The organism is Suttonella sp. R2A3 (assembly GCF_021513215.1).
GTDB lineage: Bacteria > Pseudomonadota > Gammaproteobacteria > Cardiobacteriales > Cardiobacteriaceae > JAHUUI01.
The window spans coordinates 1,876,279-1,897,006 of sequence record NZ_CP090975.1 but is presented as its reverse complement, the minus strand read 5'-3'; the positions used below and the strand labels follow the sequence as shown (position 1 = coordinate 1,897,006).

Annotated in this window: 18 protein-coding genes, 2 tRNA genes and 1 pseudogene; 9 read left to right on the top strand and 12 right to left on the bottom strand. The window is 48.9% G+C overall.

The window, feature by feature from the left end; genetic code table 11:
• Positions 1-2: 2 nt before the first annotated feature.
• The 5 genes from L0B52_RS09150 to typA all read right to left on the bottom strand — a co-directional run bounded on the left by L0B52_RS09150 (position 3) and on the right by typA (position 6,586).
• The gene (locus L0B52_RS09150) at positions 3-737 is read right to left on the bottom strand and encodes a YebC/PmpR family DNA-binding transcriptional regulator (protein ID WP_235064409.1); all 735 of its coding nucleotides are present in this window, start codon (positions 735-737) and stop codon (positions 3-5) included.
• A 185-nt stretch (positions 738-922) separates the two neighbouring features.
• Positions 923-1,219: an integration host factor subunit alpha gene (locus L0B52_RS09145; protein WP_235064408.1), complete on the bottom strand. Its 297-nt coding sequence runs from the start codon at positions 1,217-1,219 to the stop codon at positions 923-925.
• A gap of 5 nt (positions 1,220-1,224) precedes the next feature.
• Positions 1,225-3,585 (bottom strand): phenylalanine--tRNA ligase subunit beta, encoded by a 2,361-nt coding sequence (pheT, locus tag L0B52_RS09140; protein WP_235064407.1) that lies wholly within the window; start codon positions 3,583-3,585, stop codon positions 1,225-1,227.
• Between the two features lie 9 nt (positions 3,586-3,594).
• Positions 3,595-4,635, bottom strand: coding sequence for a phenylalanine--tRNA ligase subunit alpha (gene pheS, locus L0B52_RS09135; protein ID WP_409202348.1), 1,041 nt, complete (start codon positions 4,633-4,635; stop codon positions 3,595-3,597).
• 133 nt (positions 4,636-4,768) lie between these two features.
• Entirely contained in the window at positions 4,769-6,586 is a 1,818-nt protein-coding gene (gene typA, locus L0B52_RS09130) for a translational GTPase TypA (RefSeq protein WP_235064406.1), read from the bottom strand.
• Between the two features lie 145 nt (positions 6,587-6,731).
• Between typA and L0B52_RS09125 the strand changes: the two genes are divergently transcribed.
• The gene (locus L0B52_RS09125; protein ID WP_235064405.1) at positions 6,732-7,820 is read left to right on the top strand and encodes a patatin-like phospholipase family protein; all 1,089 of its coding nucleotides are present in this window, start codon (positions 6,732-6,734) and stop codon (positions 7,818-7,820) included.
• A gap of 2 nt (positions 7,821-7,822) precedes the next feature.
• Here the strand turns inward: L0B52_RS09125 and L0B52_RS09120 are convergent, their stop codons facing one another.
• On the bottom strand, positions 7,823-9,850 hold the full coding sequence (locus tag L0B52_RS09120) for a hypothetical protein (RefSeq protein ID WP_235064404.1): 2,028 nt from the start codon (positions 9,848-9,850) through the stop codon (positions 7,823-7,825).
• A gap of 163 nt (positions 9,851-10,013) precedes the next feature.
• Between L0B52_RS09120 and L0B52_RS09115 the strand changes: the two genes are divergently transcribed.
• Complete coding sequence (locus L0B52_RS09115) at positions 10,014-10,685, top strand: energy-coupling factor ABC transporter permease (RefSeq protein WP_235064403.1); 672 nt, start codon at positions 10,014-10,016, stop codon at positions 10,683-10,685.
• Complete coding sequence (locus L0B52_RS09110) at positions 10,679-11,023, top strand: GlpM family protein (RefSeq protein ID WP_409202347.1); 345 nt, start codon at positions 10,679-10,681, stop codon at positions 11,021-11,023. The genes L0B52_RS09115 and L0B52_RS09110 overlap by 7 nt, the downstream gene beginning before the upstream one ends.
• A 22-nt stretch (positions 11,024-11,045) precedes the next feature.
• Here the strand turns inward: L0B52_RS09110 and scpB are convergent, their stop codons facing one another.
• The 4 genes and pseudogenes from scpB to rplM form a co-directional block, all read right to left on the bottom strand.
• Positions 11,046-11,546, bottom strand: coding sequence for an SMC-Scp complex subunit ScpB (scpB, locus tag L0B52_RS09105; protein ID WP_235064401.1), 501 nt, complete (start codon positions 11,544-11,546; stop codon positions 11,046-11,048).
• A complete protein-coding gene (locus tag L0B52_RS09100) occupies positions 11,543-12,331 on the bottom strand; it encodes a ScpA family protein (protein ID WP_235064400.1) in 789 nt (262 codons plus the stop codon). Before L0B52_RS09100 ends, scpB begins: the two co-directional genes overlap by 4 nt.
• Before the next feature lie 71 nt (positions 12,332-12,402).
• Positions 12,403-12,795 carry a 30S ribosomal protein S9 gene (gene rpsI / locus L0B52_RS09095; RefSeq protein WP_235065486.1) on the bottom strand — a complete coding sequence of 131 codons (393 nt, stop codon included), beginning with the start codon at positions 12,793-12,795 and terminating at the stop codon, positions 12,403-12,405.
• Between the two features lie 6 nt (positions 12,796-12,801).
• Positions 12,802-13,232 (bottom strand): annotated as a pseudogene (rplM, locus tag L0B52_RS09090) (50S ribosomal protein L13).
• A 275-nt stretch (positions 13,233-13,507) separates the two neighbouring features.
• On the opposite strand from rplM, the gene L0B52_RS09085 reads away from it, so the two are divergent.
• The 5 genes from L0B52_RS09085 (at position 13,508) to L0B52_RS09065 (ending at position 16,921) form a co-directional block, all read left to right on the top strand.
• Positions 13,508-14,074 (top strand): inner membrane-spanning protein YciB, encoded by a 567-nt coding sequence (locus tag L0B52_RS09085; protein ID WP_235064399.1) that lies wholly within the window; start codon positions 13,508-13,510, stop codon positions 14,072-14,074.
• Positions 14,071-14,682, top strand: coding sequence for an NAD(P)H-dependent oxidoreductase (locus L0B52_RS09080; protein ID WP_235064398.1), 612 nt, complete (start codon positions 14,071-14,073; stop codon positions 14,680-14,682). Before L0B52_RS09085 ends, L0B52_RS09080 begins: the two co-directional genes overlap by 4 nt.
• Positions 14,675-16,618, top strand: coding sequence for a monovalent cation:proton antiporter-2 (CPA2) family protein (locus L0B52_RS09075; RefSeq protein ID WP_235064397.1), 1,944 nt, complete (start codon positions 14,675-14,677; stop codon positions 16,616-16,618). Before L0B52_RS09080 ends, L0B52_RS09075 begins: the two co-directional genes overlap by 8 nt.
• Before the next feature lie 106 nt (positions 16,619-16,724).
• Positions 16,725-16,799 (top strand) — tRNA-Gly (locus L0B52_RS09070).
• Between the two features lie 48 nt (positions 16,800-16,847).
• Positions 16,848-16,921, top strand: a tRNA-Cys gene (locus L0B52_RS09065).
• A 43-nt stretch (positions 16,922-16,964) separates the two neighbouring features.
• Here the strand turns inward: L0B52_RS09065 and L0B52_RS09060 are convergent.
• Together L0B52_RS09060 and L0B52_RS09055 are read right to left on the bottom strand one after the other, a co-directional pair.
• Complete coding sequence (locus L0B52_RS09060) at positions 16,965-17,882, bottom strand: fructosamine kinase family protein (protein ID WP_235064396.1); 918 nt, start codon at positions 17,880-17,882, stop codon at positions 16,965-16,967.
• Positions 17,845-18,927, bottom strand: coding sequence for an endonuclease/exonuclease/phosphatase family protein (locus tag L0B52_RS09055; protein WP_235064395.1), 1,083 nt, complete (start codon positions 18,925-18,927; stop codon positions 17,845-17,847). Before L0B52_RS09055 ends, L0B52_RS09060 begins: the two co-directional genes overlap by 38 nt.
• A gap of 217 nt (positions 18,928-19,144) precedes the next feature.
• Here L0B52_RS09055 and L0B52_RS09050 point away from each other — a divergent pair, with 217 nt between their 5' ends.
• Entirely contained in the window at positions 19,145-20,728 is a 1,584-nt protein-coding gene (locus L0B52_RS09050; RefSeq protein ID WP_235064394.1) for a glycerol-3-phosphate dehydrogenase/oxidase, read from the top strand.

Sequence of the window (20,728 nt, the reverse complement as noted above, 5' to 3'; positions counted from 1 at the left end):
CGTTAGGCGTTAAAATCCTCAGGAAAATCAGCGTTGGTATACACATTTTGCGTATCATCTAATTCTTCAAGACGATCGATCAAACGCAACACTTTCTCCGCGTCTTCAGCGGAAACTGGCGATAAATTCTCCGCACGCATCGTCACTTCGCTATCATCCGGCTCAAATCCTGCAGCAACCAGAGTTTCATAAGTCTCAGCATAAGCCTCGGGGGTGGTTAACACTTCTGCGCTGCCTTCATCGAACACCACATCATCAGCACCCCCTTCAAGGGCCGCTTCAAGGATCAGTTCTTCATCAGCAACGTCAGCGAAAAACAGCACACCACGTTCTTCAAACTGAAACGCCACCGAACCAGACGTACCTAAATTTCCGCCCGCCTTACTAAAAGCATGACGCACTTCGCCCACCGTACGGTTGCGGTTATCGCTCAAGCAATCAACCATGATCGCCACACCGCCCGGACCATAACCTTCGTAGCGGATTTCTTCCATTTGCTGCCCATCAAGCTCACCGGCACCACGCTTCACTGCGCGATCCATGGTGTCTTTAGGCATATTTTCGGCTTGGGCTTTGGTGATCGCCAAGCGCAAACGTGGATTGCTGTCGGGGTCTGAACCGCCGGCACGTGCAGCGACCGTGAGCTCACGAATCAAGCGGGTAAATACTTTGCCGCGTTTCGCATCCTCTTTGGCTTTTTTATGTTTAATATTTGCCCATTTACTGTGGCCTGCCATACATTCATTCTCCGAAATTCTAAACTGATCAATCGATGGATCGAGAGGGTGATAGCCTCGCAATCCAGCCCAATGGTGCTTTGGGGGTTGATTATAATACATTGGGCATCCACACGAAATCGCTAAGCAATTTTGCATGGATGCCCAAGCTGTGGCGTCATGCCGTATGAAGCGAGTGCGAACCCTTAAGCGCGTGGTTTACTCTCAGCCACACGTACTTTGAGTTTTTGCCCTGCTTTAAAGCTCACCACGTGACGCGCGGTAATAGGAATTTCTTCACCGGTTTTCGGGTTGCGTCCAGGACGCTGATTTTTCTCGCGTAGTTCGAAGTTACCAAACCCTGATAACTTCACTGCTTCCCCTTCAGCGAGGCAAATACGGATTTCTTCAAACAAATCATCAACGATCTGTTTTGCCTCAGGGCGCTCAACGCCAATTTGCATGATAATGGATTCAACGATATCCGCTTTTGTTAGTGTCATTCTACTTACCTTAATTCTGCGTTAAACGAGCGCTTGAATTGCGCAACAAGGTTGGCAATGATACGCTCAACTTCTTCATCTTGCAAGGTTTTATCCTTATCTTGTAGGACAATAGCCAGTGCTAAACTTTTCTTATTTTCGCCCAGTCTTTCGCCTTCATATTGGTCAAAAAAGAACTGGTCGGCGAGTAATTCACCCACTGAATCATTCACCACTTTTGCAATAGCTGCCGCAGCAACTGATTGATCAAGCACTAACGCTAAATCGCGACGTACCGATGGGTATTTATTCAATGCCTGGAAACGGCTTACCTCTGGATCTATCAGTGCTGCCGTATTAAGCTCAAATACCCAAATATCGCTGCCTTTAATCCCTAGGCTGCGGCGGAGCGCTGGGTGCAATGCACCAATACAGCCCACATACTGTCCATCAATAAACACATCTGCCCCTTTACCCGGGTGCAAATAATGCTGCTTAGTAGGCTGATAGTCGCCACGTCCATCGAGCAAGTTTTCAACCACCGCCTTAACATCATAAAAATCAATCGCGCGCGGCTCAACCGACCACTGCTCAGGGGCCTCACGACCACTCATCACCCCAGCAACGCGGGTTTCCTGCACACAATCAACCGCTTTTTCGCCTTGCGGGATAAAGACTTTACCGGTTTCAAACAAACGCAGGTCTTGCTGCTGGCGGTTGCGGTTATACGCTAAAGCATTAACCAGCCCCGGCAATAGGCTCAAGCGCATTTCAGCAAGCGTGGCGCTGATTGGGTTCTGCAGTGGGATAATCGGTGCATCGGGGAAAAATGCCTGATGACTGTCTTGATCAATAAAGCTATAGGTGATCGCTTCATAAAAACCAGCACGCAGCAATTTTTCAGTATGCGAGCTTAAGTTATTCTGTGCTTCACGCGGACGATAATCGAGCACTGGCACAACTGCTTCAACTTGATCATATCCATTAACACGCACCACTTCTTCGATCAAATCTTCTTCAATCGCCAAATCAAAGCGCCACGTCGGTGGCGTAACCGACCAACCGAACTGAACGTCGGCCACCTGACAACCTAAGCGCCGTAAAATATCAACAACTTGCGCGTCGTCATAGCTGCGACCGATGCGTTTGCCAATCGCCTCACGGCGCAGAGCAATTTTTTCTCGTTGCGGTAAGTGCTCAGCGTGCTGATCAGTAACTACCTCATACACCTCACCACCGCAAATCTCGCTAATCAACTGCGTCGCTAGCGCCATCGCCGCTTGCTGAATTGTATAATCAACCCCGCGCTCAAAACGCTGCGCACTGTCGCTGGCAAGCGCAAAGCGGCGCGCTTTACCGGCAATCACCAGCGGATCAAACCATGCGGCTTCTAAAACGATATCGCGGGTTGTCTCTGAGCAGGCACTATTAGCCCCACCCATAACGCCAGCAACCGCCAACGGTTTTTGCTCATCAGCAATCAGCAACACATCGTCTGCCAATTCAGCGCGCTGCTCGTTAAGTAATTCAAGTGTCTCGCCTGCTTTGGCAAAACGCACCACAATATTACCGTCGATTTTCGCCGCATCAAACGCATGCATCGGCGCACCAAGGCTCATCATGACATAATTTGTTACATCAACCACCGGATCATGTGGGCGAACACCCAAGCGGCGTAGGCGTTCTTGTAGCCACAGTGGCGTTTCAACCGTTAGATCAATGCCTTTAATTTGACGGGCAAGATAGACAGGGCACGCCTGTGGTACTTCATTGTGCACACTAATACTCGCCGGATTTACCCCATCAACGAGTTGTGCCAAGGTTAAATCCGCTTCTTGCTCAAGCAGCACTGCCGCCTCACGCGCCAAGCCACGCATCGAAAATCCATCGGCGCGGTTGGGGGTTAAATCAATATCTAAGATTGTGTCATTAAGGCGTAAATAGTCACGAATATCCTCACCAACGGGTGCATCAGCCGGCAAAATCATCAAGCCGCTGTGGTCTTCACTGATACCCAACTCCCGTGCTGAACAAAGCATGCCATGAGAGGCCACACCGCGCAGTTTGGATTTTTTAATTTTAAAATCACCAGGCAAATTGGCACCAATAAGTGCAGTTGGCACTTTTGCCCCTTCGGCAACATTTGGCGCGCCGCAAACAATTTGTAACAGTTCTTCTTCGCCAACATCAACCTGCGCCACGCGCAATTTATCGGCATCGGGATGCGCTTCAAGCGAACGCACTTCACCAATAACAATCTTATTAAAGGCTGGTGCGGCAGCAATAACCTCATCAACCTCTAAACCTGCCATAGTTAAGCGGTGTGCTAAAGTTTCTGCGTCACAGCTAATGCCGTATTCGGCCAACCAATCGATACTTAATCGCATACTGCTCTCCTAACGCGTTTCAGCAAATTGACGTAGAAAGCGTACGTCGTTATCAAAAAACATGCGCAGATCGTTCACACCATAGCGCAACATCGCCAAGCGTTCGATTCCCATGCCAAAGGCATAGCCTTGATAGCGCGATGCATCGATGCCGACGTTCGCGAGCACATTGGGATGCACCATGCCACAACCGAGCACTTCCAACCACTGATCAACCACGCCATCGGCGTTAGCAAAACCAATATCGACTTCAGCAGAAGGTTCGGTAAACGGGAAAAACGACGGACGAAAACGTACCGCCAAATCATCACGCTCAAAAAACGCGCGTAGAAAGTGAATCAGTGCGCCTTTTAAATCGGCAAAGGTGGTGTGTTCATCAATCACCATCCCTTCGACCTGATGAAACATCGGCGTGTGGGTTAGGTCTGAGTCGCTGCGATACACCCGTCCTGGCGCGATAAAACGTAACGGCAGTGCCTCATTTTCCAAGGTGCGAATCTGCACATTTGAAGTATGGGTACGCAGCACAGTTTGTGCGTCAAAATAAAAGGTATCTTGCATCGCGCGCGCCGGATGGTGCGCAGGGATATTCAACGCTTCAAAATTATGAAAATCATCTTCGATTTCTGGCCCTTCTTTCACCGCAAAGCCTAAACGGTCAAACCAGTCTTCAATGCGACGGCGGGTGAGCGTCACCGGATGCAAGCCACCGAGTGCGCTTTGTCTTCCTGGTAAGGTGACATCGATTTTTTCTGCTGCCAATTGCGCCGCCATTGCCGCTTCTTGTAGGGCTGTTTGTCGCGCAGTCAACGCCTGTTGTAGCTCAGTCTTGGCATCGTTGATCACTTTACCAAACAGCGGGCGCTCTGCAGGATCGGCTTTACCGAGCATCTGCATATGCTGCGCAAAAACGCCTTTTTTTGATAAATATTGATTTTTAACCGAATCCAGCTGCTCTAGCGTTTCTGCTGATTCTAAAGCCTGTAATGCTTCCTGTAATGTTTGCGCCAGCGCTTGCTCGAGCGTCGACAAAGAAGAATCGCTCACGATAATACCCAATGAACCGAAGAAAACCCTGCATCATAGCAAAATGACTATATTTTGCCTACCTAAAACCACGCAACACAGGCTAAGCCGCGCACTGTATTTCACAAAACAATACGCGACTAACACCTTGTATCAGTTATTTATTCGCGCGCTTACGTTCGTGCTCTTTGAGGAATTTTTTACGGATGCGGATTGATTTCGGGGTCACTTCAACCAATTCATCATCGTCGATGAATTCCAACGCTTGTTCGAGCGTGTTGCGAATCGGTGGCGTGAGGATTAAGTTCTCATCACTACCGGCTGCACGCATATTGGTCAGCTGCTTGGCCTTCAATGGATTAACGGTGAGATCGTTATCACGACTATGGATACCGATCACCATCCCTTCATAGACTTCCTCGCCATGACCAAGAAACAAGCGGCCGCGGTCTTGCAAGTTATACAGTGCATACGCCAGTGCCTTACCTTCTGCCATCGCAATCAACACCCCATTATGGCGCGTTTTCCCTAAGCCTTGTTTTTTCGGCGCGTAGTGGTCAAAGGTTTGGAATTTCAGCCCTGAACCAGAAGTTAGCGTCATGAACTCGGTTTGAAAACCAATCAAACCACGCGTCGGGATAATGTATTCCAAGCGCATACGCCCCTTACCATCGGGCACCATATTTTTCAGCTCAGCTTTACGCTCACCCATGCGCTCCATGACCCCACCTTGGTGGACTTCATCGATATCAAGCACCACAAATTCATAAGGTTCGTGCACTTCGCCATCGACTTCTTTGAAAATAACTTCCGGACGTGACACCCCAAGCTCGTAGCCCTCACGACGCATCGTTTCAATCAAAATCGATAAATGCAGCTCACCACGACCGGAGACTTTAAACTTATCCGGATCATCCATGTCTTGCACGCGCAACGCCACGTTATGAATCAACTCACGGTCAAGGCGCTCTTTGATTTGTCGGCTGGTAACGAATTTCCCTTCACGGCCAGCAAATGGTGAGGTATTGACCTGGAAGGTCATACTCATCGTCGGCTCATCAACACTCAAGCTTGGTAACGCTTCAACATGATTCGGGTCACACAGCGTATCGGAAATATAGAGCGGATCAATCCCGGTAAAGGAAATGATATCGCCTGCTGCGGCGCTATCGACTTCCACCTTCTCCAAACCGAGAAACTTAAAAATCTGCAGCACACGAGCGTTGCGCGTATCGCCTTCACGACCAACCACTTTCACCGGTGTGTTGGTTTTAATCGAACCACGCTCAATACGCCCTACCCCGATAACTCCGGTATAACTGGAGTAATCGAGTGAAGAAACCTGCATGCGAAACGGTTTTTCGCGATCAACTTGTGGTGGGTTCACATGCTCAACAATCGCCTCAAATAATGGCGTCATATCGCCTTCACGAATGTCTGCGTTATCGCCGGCATAACCGTTTAATCCGGAAGCATAAATGATTGGGAAATCAAGCTGCTCATCGGTTGCACCCAAGCGATCAAACAGATCAAAGGTTTCATCGAGCACCCAATCAGCGCGCGCACCTGGACGGTCGATTTTGTTGATCACCACAATCGGCTTCAAACCCAAATCAAACGCTTTTTGCGTCACAAAACGGGTTTGCGGCATCGGGCCATCCATCGCGTCAACCAACAGCAATACACAATCAACCATCGACAACACGCGTTCCACTTCACCACCGAAATCGGCGTGTCCCGGGGTATCGACAATATTAATTTGGTAATCCTGCCAACGAATCGCGGTATTTTTTGCCATGATTGTGATGCCGCGTTCGCGCTCAAGATCCATAGAGTCCATCATGCGTTCATAGACTTCCGCGCGTTCGGCCAAGGTATCGGATTGGCGAAACAACTGGTCAACCAAGGTGGTTTTACCGTGGTCAACGTGCGCCACAATGGCGATGTTGCGGATTTTAGAAACGTCGTTATTCATGCTCACAGGGCACACTCATGATAAAAAAAGGGCGCATATTATAACGATCTATTGCCTGATTGCCTACCAATAGTGTAAAAATATCGCGGTTCATTGCGCTTATTGATTCCTTTATACTAGCCTGACATCTCTATTAAAAACCACCATGGCAAACAAAGCACTGTATCTATCGGGCGGGGGTGCACGCGGCGCGTATCAAGTTGGGGTCTTAAAAGCGATTGATGAAATCCTTGGCTCTGAGCGCTCCCCCTTTGAGCTCATTTGCGGCACATCCGCTGGCGCCTTTAACGCCGCTGCGTTGGCAATGGACGCGGACAGTATGGCGCTTGCCACCGAGCATCTAGAATTTGTGTGGGCGAATTTTACTCCAGAGCAAGTCTTTCACACCCACTTTGGTCAGTTACTGCAAACCAACCTGCGCTTTTTAGGTGCGCTTATTTTTGGCGCACATGAAAATATCGCCCCCAAAGCACTGCTCAATAACCGTCCACTCAAGCTTTTGATGGCCAGACACATTGATTTCAGTAAAATTAAAAAAAACCTTGATGCTGGGCATATCAAAGCTTTTAGTATTACCGCCACCGACTACGCAAGCGGCAAATCAACCAGTTTTTTCCAAAGCCAACAACCCATCGACAACTGGCAACGCGCCAAACGCTGCGGCATCGCCCAGACCATTACCCTCAATCATTTGATGGCCTCAGCGGCGATTCCTTTTGTTTTTCCGGCGGTGCGCCTGAATGAGTCCTATTTTGGCGATGGTGCGATTCGCCAGTTTGCCCCGCTATCGACCCCCTTACACCTTGGTGCTGATCGCATTCTCACGATTGGTCTTCGCCATCCAACCGCCCGCGGCCGCACCCTAAATGAATACCCTCAGCCAGGTTTACTTACCGAATTTTTACTCGACACCCTGTTTATTGACGCGCTTGACAGCGACATCGAGCGCGCCGAACACATCAATCAATTATTGGATTTGCGTCCCGATCTCCCCCTACGTCGCATAGAAACGCTACGTATCCAGCCCAGCTGTGATTTTACCGCACTGGCACAGGACTATTTAAAAGATGCACCTTTGGTACTGCGCTATTTGATTCGCTTAACCGGTGGCAAACAAAGCCACGGCCTGCTGAGTTATTTATTATTTTATCAACCGTTCACCCGCAAACTTATCGAGCTCGGCTACCAAGACACTATGGCACAACACGAAGAAATTGAGGTATTTTTTCGTTAACCCTACTGCACTACAGCGCCTTCTGAGTTTGCAGCCGCTTTTAAGCGCGCCAGCAGATCTTCCCAGCCCACTTCATTGCCATAGCCGATGATATTAAGGTGCGGCAAAGCGCGTCCTTTAACCAAATAAAAACCGCCATCGTCACGGTTCTCGACCCCTTCAATGAACAACACCCCGTTATCTAAAATGGCGTGTATGCCTAATTTTTCATAAGGGAATTGATTAAGCACCTCAACAAATTTAGAAACCATCGCCGCACCACCACCGGCTTGTGACAGGTATTGTACCGCTTCGTGGCTGACTTTACGCTCACCCGGATCATCCAGCGGCGTCTCCAACGAGGCTTCAAAGCCAATCGGGCGCCAATCAACCAACACAACATCACCAATATACCCACTCAAACGACCACGAATTTCACCCACGTCAAACGCGCGGGTTAAGCGTTGTAAATCAATACGCTCTACATCCATATCAAAATACATCAGCGGCTGTGGTGAGCCGATTTCAGCGATTTGTAAATCGTTGAGCGAAAGCAAACCATCAAAAATATTAATATACACCGGTTCTTGTAGATAGAGATTTCGCGCACTCAAGCGCACGTCATTAAAGGATCCGGAAATATCGCCACGAAAATGTGGCCAACCCAGATATTTTGATAATGCTTCAACATCGATCGGTTCAATCTTTGCACGCAAACGGTACTCTTCTAAGCCGGCAGGTTGCAAGTCTTCCACCACCAACGCACCATCCATAATCGGCACACGCCAGGGACGCAATAAATGCCAACCTTCGTCATCCCAGAGCACATTTAACTCTGAGCTCCCCACCGGAACGCCGCGCCAGTGCCCACTCGCTATGCGCAGCGATGAAGGCATCGCGCGCGCGTCTTTGCCTAATTGCCCATCTAATCCCTTTAGCGCGAATCGATCTTGCCCATCAACTAACGAAACTTGATTGAGTAGCGCTGATAAGCTCTGCAGCTTGCCACGCCGCCAATCGAGCGAGACAAAAAACGACCCTTCTGCCGTTGCCTCAGCTAATAATGAATCGCTGACAAACGGTTGTATATAACGGCTAAATAACGCAGCCGCATCCCCATTGGCGCGTTTAACCCGCAGCTCAGTGAGCGCTTTCTCATCCAGATCATAAGCTAAAGAAAACTCTGCCTGTAAGCCACTATGATCTAGGCGCACGTCTTCAAGCTCGAGCCGATTATCAGCCCATTGCCATCGGCCATCAATCGCCAGCAGTGCGTCAGAGAAATTAAAGTACAAAGGGTTGATTAGCATTTCACCCTGGGTAAATCGCGCGCGCAGTGTTCCTGAAAAAGTATCCTGTTTACTGCGGCCGTCGATATAAAGTGTTGTGGTTACCTTTTCAACACCATACAAACCATCTTGTGAGCTTGCACTCAATGCACGCACGCCAATTTCCCCCCAAACACGCCACTGCCCGGCGCGACGCGTTAACTGAACATCAGGTACTAACGTCCCGTTTATTGGTGGGAACTCAAGCCCAGCCGCTGCCAGCCAATCATTGACCCACGCGGCCGGTAAGCGCGCACGAAGATCTGCATCCGCGTTGTTACCTGCATATTCGCCGGTTATATCTAAAGACTCACCTTTGCCACGAATATGCAGCACCAAATCCTCTGGCCAAGGGCTCGTTCCATCGAGCAAATGGACAATCTCAAACGCATCGGTTGATAACTGGAGGATTGACTCACGCCAGGTGGCACGTAAAGACAACTCATCAACCTGTAGGTTTGACTTATCGTAGCTCCCTGCCCCTTCAAGGGTAATACCCTTGAGCGTTTCATTCGCGCGCCTCAGCTGATCAAGCCCGCCAGTTAGCCGCCAATCGCGCCAGTTATCGCTCTCTAACACCAACTTCGCGTCTTGCAATGTACTACCGGCAACTTTACCGTCACCAACGTACAAGGTGATGGTGACTGCGTGCGCGGCAGTCATAAGCAAAATGAACACTAAGGTGAGCCAATATTTCATGCCCATAGTATATAGAAACATCATCAAACAGTTCAGGCAAGAAACCCAGCTTGAATCGTTTGACAGGATAATGAATGCACACAGTCAATCGATGATCGTGAGCCAGCCATGACACTTTCATCGTAATGGCTCGCAATCACCATAGGGCATCGTTATAATCAACGGAAACTTTTCGACTGCGCAAGATATGAATATTGATCCTTCGTTGATAAGCACACCGCTGCTCTACACTTTACTCACCATTTGGCTGGGGATAACGGTGTATGCTGCATTTAGCGTGCGCTGGTCAGTATTACGCGAACATCCTTACACCATCCATATTTTCTTCACCGTGTGCCTCGCACTAACGCTGCTTGCGATGATGCGGGTTGGTGTTAAACCGGGATTGAGTATTCATTTATTAGGGCTCACCGCAACCACGCTACTCATGGGCTGGCGATTAGCGCTACTTGCTGGCATGGTCGCACAATGTTTGTTGGTGATACTTGGCTATGAACCTTTGGTTGCCCTAGGTATTAATGGCCTGTGTCAGGTTTTAGCCCCGGTTGCCATCAGCTATGGACTGGCACATTTATTACACCGGTTCCTACCACATAACCCCTTTATTTTCACCCTTGGTGCCGGCTTCTTTGGTGGTTGTTTTGCTTTAGCTGCGGCACTATGGTCATCAGCGCTGTTGATGCTCGCCCTTGGTGTATATGACTGGCAAACGCTCTGGCATAAATACCTCATGTTCAGCTTTGTCGCTGTTTATCCTGAGGGATTTGTCAATGGCGTATTCATTACCTCAATGGTGGCTTTTTATCCGCGTCTGATCAGCGCGTTTGACCCACAAAGTTATTTTGGAGATTCCTGGTGAGCTTAGCGTTAAAAGCGCTTCTTGGCGCTCTGGCTGTGGTGGTTATTCAGCTCTTTAGCCAAAGCCGTTGGTTCTATCTTGCCGGCCTGGTTCCGCTCTTTCCCACCTTTGCCCTGATCAGCCATTATCTGGTCGGCAGTCAACGTGGGCCGCTCGATTTACGGACCACCGCACTATTTGGCCTATTCGCCCTCATCCCTTATGCGGTGTATTTGCTGGGTGTTTTGTTCCTCTCGACCCGCCTATCGCTTATTTGGACGCTTGGGCTGTCCTCATTGCTGTGGGTTGTCGCAGCTGCCATTTTAATTCTTCTTTGGCCACTGATCGTCGGTACTTAGCTTCAGCTTGTAGCAGGATGATTTATTCTGTCGGTTGGGGTAAATCATCAGCCGATTGTAGCGAGAAATCTTGTAAGAATTGCGTGGTGGTTGCCAACAGATCCGGGCGACCCGGCACTTCTTTTTGCCCGACCACGTGTACCCACTGCGCATCAAATAACTGACGATAGACCCCGCTACTGGTGGTCACGCCACGTACCGCATCAATTTCTGCGCGCGTGACCGGCTGGTGGTAAGCAATATAAGCAAGCGTCTCCCAAAAAGCCCGCGAATAGCGCACTGGTTGCACCTCCGCTAGCGCCGCAGCATCAGGAAAATAGGCCTCACGTAGCTGTAATCGCCAGCCGCCCTTAACCAATTTAAGTTCCATAGCGCTATCACTGTAACGCGACTCAAGCGCTTCTAGTACGCCACGAATCACTGACAGATCCGCAGCGAGTGCGTCAGCAAGCGTTTTTTCACTTAATGGTTCATCACGGGTAAACAGTAGCGCTTCAATGCGTTGTGCTAAAGGCAGACTCATGAAGCACCCACCCGAGCACGTAATGCTACCGGGGCAAACAGTACTTCTTGCTGCCATTGGATGGCTTGGCGTTTATCGAGCTCTAACATCGCCATTAGTGATACAGCTTGCCCACCACGCCCTTCTTCCTGGGTATAAAAACTGCTCAGGCTATGCCAGCCTGGGTCGCTAGTTAGCGCAGCGTTCATTGCATCCATCCGCGCGGGCAGCGACCATTGCTCTTCGACCACATCGTGTGCGCGACGGTTATTTTGTCGCTGACGCAGGCGAGACAATCCCGAAAGTAACAACGCTCTATCGGCTGGTGGCGCGATACGATGCTCAATAAGCACAGGCGCACTATGATCGCTCAACAGCGTACCATCACCAACACGTGGACAAGCAGCAAGCGCTTCAGCAGCGTTTGCATTAGCGGCATAGGCGAGTAGCTGTGCGGCGAGATCGGCACGAGGATCATCCTCAACCGCATCTTCTTCACTGACTGGTGGCATCGGCAGCATCATGCGCGCCTTAATCTCGGTCAGCGTTGCTGCCATCAACAGGTATTCCGCCACGGTTTCGATTTGTTGCGCCTTCATCGCGCTCACATACACTAAATATTGCTCGGTAACCAGCGCAACGGGAATATCCAGGATATCAATATTGTGTTTACGAATTAGATACAGCAGTAAATCCAGTGGTCCTTCAAATGCCTCAAGCAACACACGCAGCGCATCCGGTGGGATATATAAATCCTTCGGCATGTGTTCAAGCGGTTCACCAAAAACGAGGACTAACTGTTTCATCGCAATATCGTTGCTTCAGATAAACAAAAAGCCGGTGCATGACCGGCTTTTGTGTTCGGCGAGGCGAAAAATTAACGCTTCGAGAACTGAGTTGCGCGACGGGCTTTGTGCAAGCCGACTTTTTTACGCTCAACTTTACGCGCATCACGAGTCAGGAAGCCTGCTTTACGTAATGGACCACGTAGATCTTCGTTGTAAGCACGCAGCGCACGGGCGATACCGTGGCGAATCGCGCCTGCTTGACCTGAGTTACCACCGCCTTCAACAGTGATGTAGAAATCAAAGTTTTCTAACATATCAACAGTTTCGAGTGGTTGACGCACGACCATACGTGCGGTTTCGCGACCAAAATACTCATCTAATGGTTTTTGGTTAACGATGATGTTACCGCTACCACGGCGCAAGAATACACGCGCTGATGAGGTTTTACGGCGTCCGGTTGCGTAGTATTGTTCTGTCATAATCGGTCCTTAAATCTCAAGTGCGATAGGTTGTTGCGCGCTGTGCGGATGTTCGCTGCCAGCAAAGATTTTTAGCTTTTTAAGCTGTGCGCGACCCAATGGTCCACGTGGCAACATGCCTTTAACCGCAAGCTCAATGATTTTCGCAGGGTTCTTCGCCTGCATTTCATTGAAGTTTGCGCTTTTTAAGTTGCCGATATAACCAGTGTGGCGGTAATACATTTTGTCGGTACGTTTTTTACCGGTCACAGCAATTTTCTCAGCATTAACCACGATGATGTAATCACCGGTGTCAATATTTGGTGTGTACTCCGGCTTATGTTTGCCGCGTAAACGTTTAGCCACTTCGCTGGCCAAGCGACCGAGGGTTTTCCTTCGGCATCAACCACGTACCAGTCTTGTGTAATAGTACTGGGCGTGGCGGTGAAAGTTTTAGACATGTCTGTCTCTCCGAACACGAAAATTAAGGCGGGCAACTATACCGAAAACAACAAAAAAGGGCAAGAAATTTATGCTTTTCTTACCTTTGTCACTTTCTTACGTTCTCGCCACGTTGTTGGAACGATTTACTGGGGACGGCTATGATAACCGCTTTGCTTGAATAATGAAAGTCGTTAGAATAAAGAAATCAAAGGGTTTCAGCTTTCTTAAACCAGACAGACGCTTATCAGCACACAAGCCACCACCCACCATTTAGATTAAGGATTAATTCAATATGCAGGATTTTTTGCCAGTCGTCGCGTTTATAGGCGCCTATGTCATCTCACGATTGGTCGGTTATGGCGAAGAAGCGATGTATATTGCCACCGTCGCTTTAATGGTTGCCATTGTGGCGCAAATTGCTTGGCTTAAAGCCCGCAGCAAACCGATTGAAAAACGCCTGTGGCTAACCGCACTCGTCATTCTTGTCTTGGGCGCGATTACCTTGATCTTCCACAACCCGCATTTTGTGCAATTAAAACCGACGATTTTAAATGTGGTGATCGCAGCGGTATTTCTTGGCAGCCAGTGGATCGGTAAGGGCAATTTAACCAAAAAAATGCTGCACAGCGCCTTTCACATGCCCGAGCATTTATGGACGCGCTTAAATTTAGCGTGGGTCGCTTTTTTTCTGATCGAAGGTGCGATCAACGCCTGGGTGGTGTTTAACTTCTCACATGATTTCTGGGTTGGCTTTAAGTTTTGGGGCTTAATCGGGCTCACGCTCATCTTTTTAATCGCGCAGTTTGTCGTTTTACGGCGTTATTTACGCAGCGATGATGATTCACGAGCCTCAAAATGAACAACATCCTATGCCTCTTCGCCCACCCCGCCCTACACGTCTCGCGCGTGCATGCGCGCTGGAAAAAAGTCGCACAGGAGTGTGAGCATGTCACCTTGCATGATCTTTATGCGCGCTACCCCGATGAATTTATTGATGTACTGCACGAACAGGACTTATTACGCAAACACGACGTCATTTTGATGCAGTTTCCGCTGTATTGGTTTTCTTCACCAGCAATTATCAAGCATTGGCAGGATGTGGTGCTCGAATACGGGTTTGCTTTTGGCGAAGGCGAGCGTGCCTTAAAAGATAAAGTCTTTGGTGTGGTTACCTCCACCGGTGGCCGCGACTATATCTATCAGCGCGGACAAGGCTATCGTTTTGCGGTGCGTGATTACTTATTGCCGATTGAGAGCATGGCGAAGATTTGCGAAATGCGCTATATCCCGCCGTTTGTCATTCATGATAGTCACCGTATCGACGATGATGCGTTTAACTTACACACCCGCAATTACCGTTTCTATCTCGACAGCCTGGCTCAAGTTGAGCAATATTACGATAACTGGCGGGATGCGGTGAATGTGAACAGCAAGCTGTTTGAGCAAAAAGGAGCAAGTGATGAATGAGATGCTGTTCAAATTTGCCGTCATCCTGCTCGCTTCGATCGTCGTTGTACCGCTGGCAAAACTCTTTAAGCTCGGTTCTGTCTTAGGCTATTTACTCGCTGGTGTGGTGATTGGCCCATTCTTGTTGGGATTACTTGGCACAGGTGATCAACAAACATTACTGCATTTTTCTGAATTTGGCGTCGTGATGATGCTCTTCATCATCGGTCTCGAGATTAAGCCGTCATTTTTATGGCGCATGCGTACTTCAATTATGGGCCTCGGCGGCCTGCAGATGTTGCTATCGGCCTTAGCCATTGCCGCGATTGCGATGCTTTTTGGTCAGCCTTGGCGTTCTGCGTTGGTCATCGGTATGGTCTTAGGGCTTTCTTCCACCGCGATTGTCATCCAAACCCTGAGCGAAAAAGGCCTGTTAAACGGGCGCGCTGGACGCTCTGTGTTTTCCGTGTTGTTATTCCAGGATATCGCAGTTATCCCTATTTTGGCGGTGATGCCATTTCTAGCCATGAGTGGGCCACTTAATGGCGGGAAAGACTTCACAGACAAAGGCCCGCTGGTTTATTGGATGTCGCAGCAGCCAAACACTGTGCAGTTCTTGCTGATTATCATCGCCATTTCGGCAGTCATTGTCCTCGGACGACTCCTTTCAGCCTCAATCTTTCGCTGGATTGCCAAAATGGATATCCGCGACATCTTCACCGCGACCGTCTTATTCTTTGTGATTGCTGTCGCGCTGTTGATGGAAGCTGTTGGCCTTTCTGCCGCCTTGGGGACCTTTATCGCCGGCGTCATGCTTGCTGAGAGTGAATACCGCCACGAAGTTGAGCTGAGTATCGAGCCGTTTAAAAGTATCTTACTCGGACTCTTCTTTATCTCGGTCGGGGCAAGCCTCGATTTCAACCTGTTTATGGATTCGCCATTTGTTATCGCCACCTTAGTCTTTGCGTTAATCGGCGTTAAATGGGTTATCTTGTATTTTCTTGCCAAAGCGTTTCGTCATACCCAGTCACAGCGCCTGCTGTTTTCTTCGGTGTTAGCACAAGGCGGCGAATTCGCCTTTGTCCTGTTTACCTTCGCTGCTGATAATTATGTGCTCGATCAAGCACTCACCGATTTATTGGTTTTGGTAGTGATTGTCTCAATGCTCCTTACGCCGCTGATGATGCTGTTGCTTGAATTTATCGAGCGCTCTAAGCGCCTAGAAAGCCAGCCGATGACGCGTGAACCTGAAACGGTCGATGAGCATAATCAGGTGATTGTCGCCGGTTACGGACGCTTTAACCAAATCATTGCTCGCTTACTTAACGCAAATGGACACCAATGCACGATTATCGACAATAATCCAGAAGTCATCGACTTAGTTAAGCGTTTTGGGCAAAAGGTCTTTTATGGCGATGTGACGCGCCATGATCTGCTCAAAGCAGCCGGTGCGGACGAGGCAAAGCTGTTGATTATCGGGCTTAAGGATCGTGAACAGATTGATCTGCTGATTACTGTGGCACGCAAATTTTTTCCGCACTTAAAGATTATTGTTCGTGCTTTTGACCGCGTTCACGCCTACCATCTCATCGATCAAAAAGTCGATTATTTCCAGCGCGAGCAGGTTAGCTCAGCGTTAGAATTGGGCGAAAAAGCGCTGATTGAGTTGGGTTATCACCCCTACACCGCCTATCGACAAGCACGCATTTTTAAAACCTACGATGAACGCATGCTTGAAGAGCTTTATGCCACCTGGCAGGAAAACCCACACAAAGACATCAAACACAAGCCTGGTGAGCAATACATCAGCCACAGCCGTGAATTGCATGCCACACTTGAGAAAGTTATGCGCAACGACCGTTTTAACCGCAAACTGACGGTGGAGCACGATCACGCTTGGGAGCCTGTACCTGATGAACGCCTTGATAACGATGAACCGCAACACGACGACGAATAGCGGCCAATAAAACAACCATAATTGCAGCAAAAACATCGTTTAGTAAAAAAAGTCCGTAAAAGAGTTGACCCGTGTGAAAAAGAATCTATAATACGCACCTCACCAAGCGGGAATAGCTCAGTGGTAGAGCACAACCTTGCCAAGGTTGGGGTCGCGAGTTCGAATCTCGTTTCCCGCTCCAATTTCCGAAAAGCTCCTCATCGGAGCTTTTTTTGTCCAGACCGAAAACGGCTGGGTGGCAGAGTGGTTATGCAGCGGATTGCAAATCCGTGGACGCCGGTTCGATTCCGACCCCAGCCTCCATTTCCAGATGATCCTATCAAAATAACTCAGTGGCTTTCACGCCTCACCTGATCGCCTCATTAATCGCCGCGACTTGATCCGTGACCGATGATAGATAGCCTCCACCAAAAATATTTAAGTGATTGAGCAGGTGGTATAAATTATAAATACGTGCACGCAGGCCAAATCCTGGCGCAATGCTCTGAATCTGTTGATAGCCTTGATAAAACACCTCAGGAAACCCGCCAAATAATTGTGTCATCGCGATATCTGCTTCACCATGACCATAATAGACCGCTGGATCAATTAACACCCCTTCGCCTTGTGCATTAATCATCACATTACCCGACCACAAATCACCATGGATGAGCTGCGGTCGCGCGGGAGGCTGTAACAGCCGATCGAGGGTTTCAATAATCGATTCGATGTCATTCATTAGACGCGATGAGAGATAGCTTTGCGCTTGCTGCAATTGTGGCTTTAGGCGCATTTCCGCAAAAAAGCTCACCCAATCATCACACCAAGCATTGCGCTGTTGGTTTGCACCGATTGTATTATCCTCATGCCAACCAAATTGTGCCGCAGTGGTTGATTGATGCATTCGCGCTAACTGCTCACCAAAGTCAAACCAAGTCTGCTCATTAGCTTGACCACGAGTAATCTCAGTCAAAATCAAAAAAGCTTGCGTGTTATCGCGGCCTATGGCGAGCGGTTCAGCAACCGCTATGTACTTGCTTTGCGCCAGTGCGGCCAGCCCTTGGGCCTCTTGAAAGAAGTTATCGTATTCACGCGGATGATTGCGTTTCACAAAATAGCATTGTCCATTCTTCAGGCGACAGATCGCACTGTCATGAATACACCCTCCACCAACCCGCTGAAAGGTATACTCCGGCTGTTTCTCCCCACTGAGCGCTGCTAGCGCCTCATCAAGACTTGCAAAGGGATTATGTATGATGGACTCGATGGGTGATATCGGCATCATCGACTTGCTCTTTGACTTCTTCGGCGCGCGCTTTGTCTTGCGCATCCGACTGACCAATCACATTCTCATTTTCTGCTTGCGGGTGATACTGCACACGGACATAAATCGGAAAATGGTCAGAACCAATATTCGGTAAGCGTCTTATGTCACAAAGATAAAAATCATCACTGAGGAAAATATGATCCAGCGGCCAGCGCATTAGCGGCACTGATGCATGAAATGTGCTGAATTGGCCACGACCAATGCGAGGATCCAGCAGCCCACTGATGCGTTTAAACAAACGCGTTGACGCCGCCCAAGCGACATCGTTCAAATCGCCAAAGACTAACGCAGGTTCATCACGTGATTTTACTTCCTCGCCAACCAGGATCAATTCCGCATCACGCTCATCCGAACAGGGATTTTCCGTCGGACTCGGCGGCGCTGGATGTAAACAATACAAGCGTAGGCGATCGCCACTAGGCAACTCAGCATAAGCAACAATCGAGGGAATGTCATCCTCAACACGAAAGCGAATCTCGCCTTCTTTGAGCGGTAAGCGCGAGTAAAGGTGCATACCATAAAGGTTATCGAGCGGCTGAGCAATGCGATACGGATAGCTATCGTGGATGACGCTTAATTGTTCGCCCCACCAATCATCGCTTTCAAGGGTCAGGACAATATCCGGCTGATATTGATCGATGAGCGCTAACAGCTTGCCACTATCACGATTTGGCGTTAATACATTACTGCTTAACAGAGAGAGCGTTTGTTCGGGCTTATCCTGCTTAGCCTTTGCCACTTCTCGCCGCCAAAACGGCAAATACGGCACAATCCAGCTGATTTGATACGCTAAAGCCACCAGTGCAAGTACCAACAGACTATTGAGCAACCACGTGCGTTCATCAACAAACCATAGCGCAACGAATATAGCGACCATCAGCGCGACACTAATCTGCACCCGAGGAAAATCAAATCCGCGTACCGTCCAATGCCCTAAACGCAAAAGCGGCACCACGGTGGCAATAATCAATAAGGATAAAACGATTATCAACAAGACAGTCATCAAACAGCGCCTGGCTCAAATATTCATCATCAAGAATCAACGAACGATCGACAACCCAGTCAGCAGTGACACATTCAGCAGCACGTCGTTGTTCTATATGCGCCCTATCATAGCACTATCACAACCCATGATCGCAATACAGGTCAAAATCGTACTTGCTTTTTATACACCGCTTTGACTAAGGTGCTTAGTCATCAGCCTTAAATATTGATACAACATGAATAGACAAGCAATGCTCGAGCGAGTCAATCGCGAACGACACTGGGATGTGATTGTGATAGGTGGTGGCGCTAGTGGACTGGGCGCGGCGCTTGATGCGACCACCCGTGGATTTAAAACGCTACTCTTAGAATCCCATGATTTCGCCAAAGCCACCTCAAGCCGCAGTACCAAGCTGGTTCATGGCGGCGTACGTTACTTAGCGCAAGGACAAATCGATTTAGTGTTTGAAGCACTCCGTGAACGCGGACTACTGGCAAAAAACGCCGCACATTTGGTGAATAATCAGAGCTTTGTGATTCCCAACTATCGTTGGTGGGAAGGCTATTATTACCAAATCGGCCTCACCATTTACGATTGGATGGCGCGCAAATGGCGCCTAGGTAAAACCCAGCGCATAAATAAGAACAACACGCTGCAAAAGCTCCCGACCCTCAACCCAAATAAGCTCTATAGCAGTATTGTCTATCATGATGGTCAGTTTGATGATGCCCGCCTAGCGGTGAATTTAGCACAAAGCATTGTTGAGCACGATGGTTGTGCGCTGAATTATATGAAGGTAGTCAATTTGCGTTACGACGCACAAGGTCGTGTTAACGGCGTGGTTGCCGAAGACCAAATTGCTGGTCATAGCTATGAGCTGACCAGCCAAGCGGTGATTAACGCCACAGGGGTATTCACCAACTCCATTATCGCGATGGATCAACCAAACAGCCGTGATTATGTTGTACCCAGCCAAGGGATTCATTTAGTTTTTGATCGCGCATTTCTACCGGGTGAAGATGCACTGATGATCCCCAAAACCAGCGATGGCCGTGTATTATTTGCCATCCCTTGGCACGATAAAATTGTGGTGGGCACAACCGATACTCTGGTTGACAAAGCGCAGTGGGAGCCAAAGCCTTTAGCCGAAGAAGTTGATTTTATTCTGAGCAATATGGGGCAATACCTGAGCAAAAAGCCTAGCAAAGACGACGTCCTATCGGTATTTGCTGGTCTGCGTCCGCTTGCCGCACCCAAAGATAAAAGTAAAAGCACCAAGGAAGTCTCGCGTAGTCATAAAGTCTGGGTATCCAAGAGTGGCTTGGTAACGATTGCTGGCGGCAAATGGACCACTTACCGAAAAATGGCTGAAGATACGATTAACCAAGCAATCAAAGTAACCGCGTTAGACAACAAACCCTGTCAAACAGAACATCTCTCAATCCATGGTAATACGCAAAACCACGATGATAGTGTGTTAGCCATCTACGGCAGCGATAAAGCAGCGATTCATGCGCTCGCAGAAGAGCACCCACCTTACGCACAACGCATCCACGCAGACTATCCTTATTTAATAGCGCAAGTGATCTGGGCGGTGCGCGAAGAAATGGCGATGACGGTGGAAGATGTGCTGGCAAGACGTTTGCGGTTATTGTTTTTAGATGCCCGTGCCGCTATCGCCTGTGCACATAAAGTGGCGACTGTTATGGCTGATGAGCTTGGCCATAACGCGCAGTGGATTGAGCAACAAACCAGCGAATTTATTACCTTAGCCCAAGGCTATTTATTGGCTGATGATAAACACACAAGCACTGGGTAA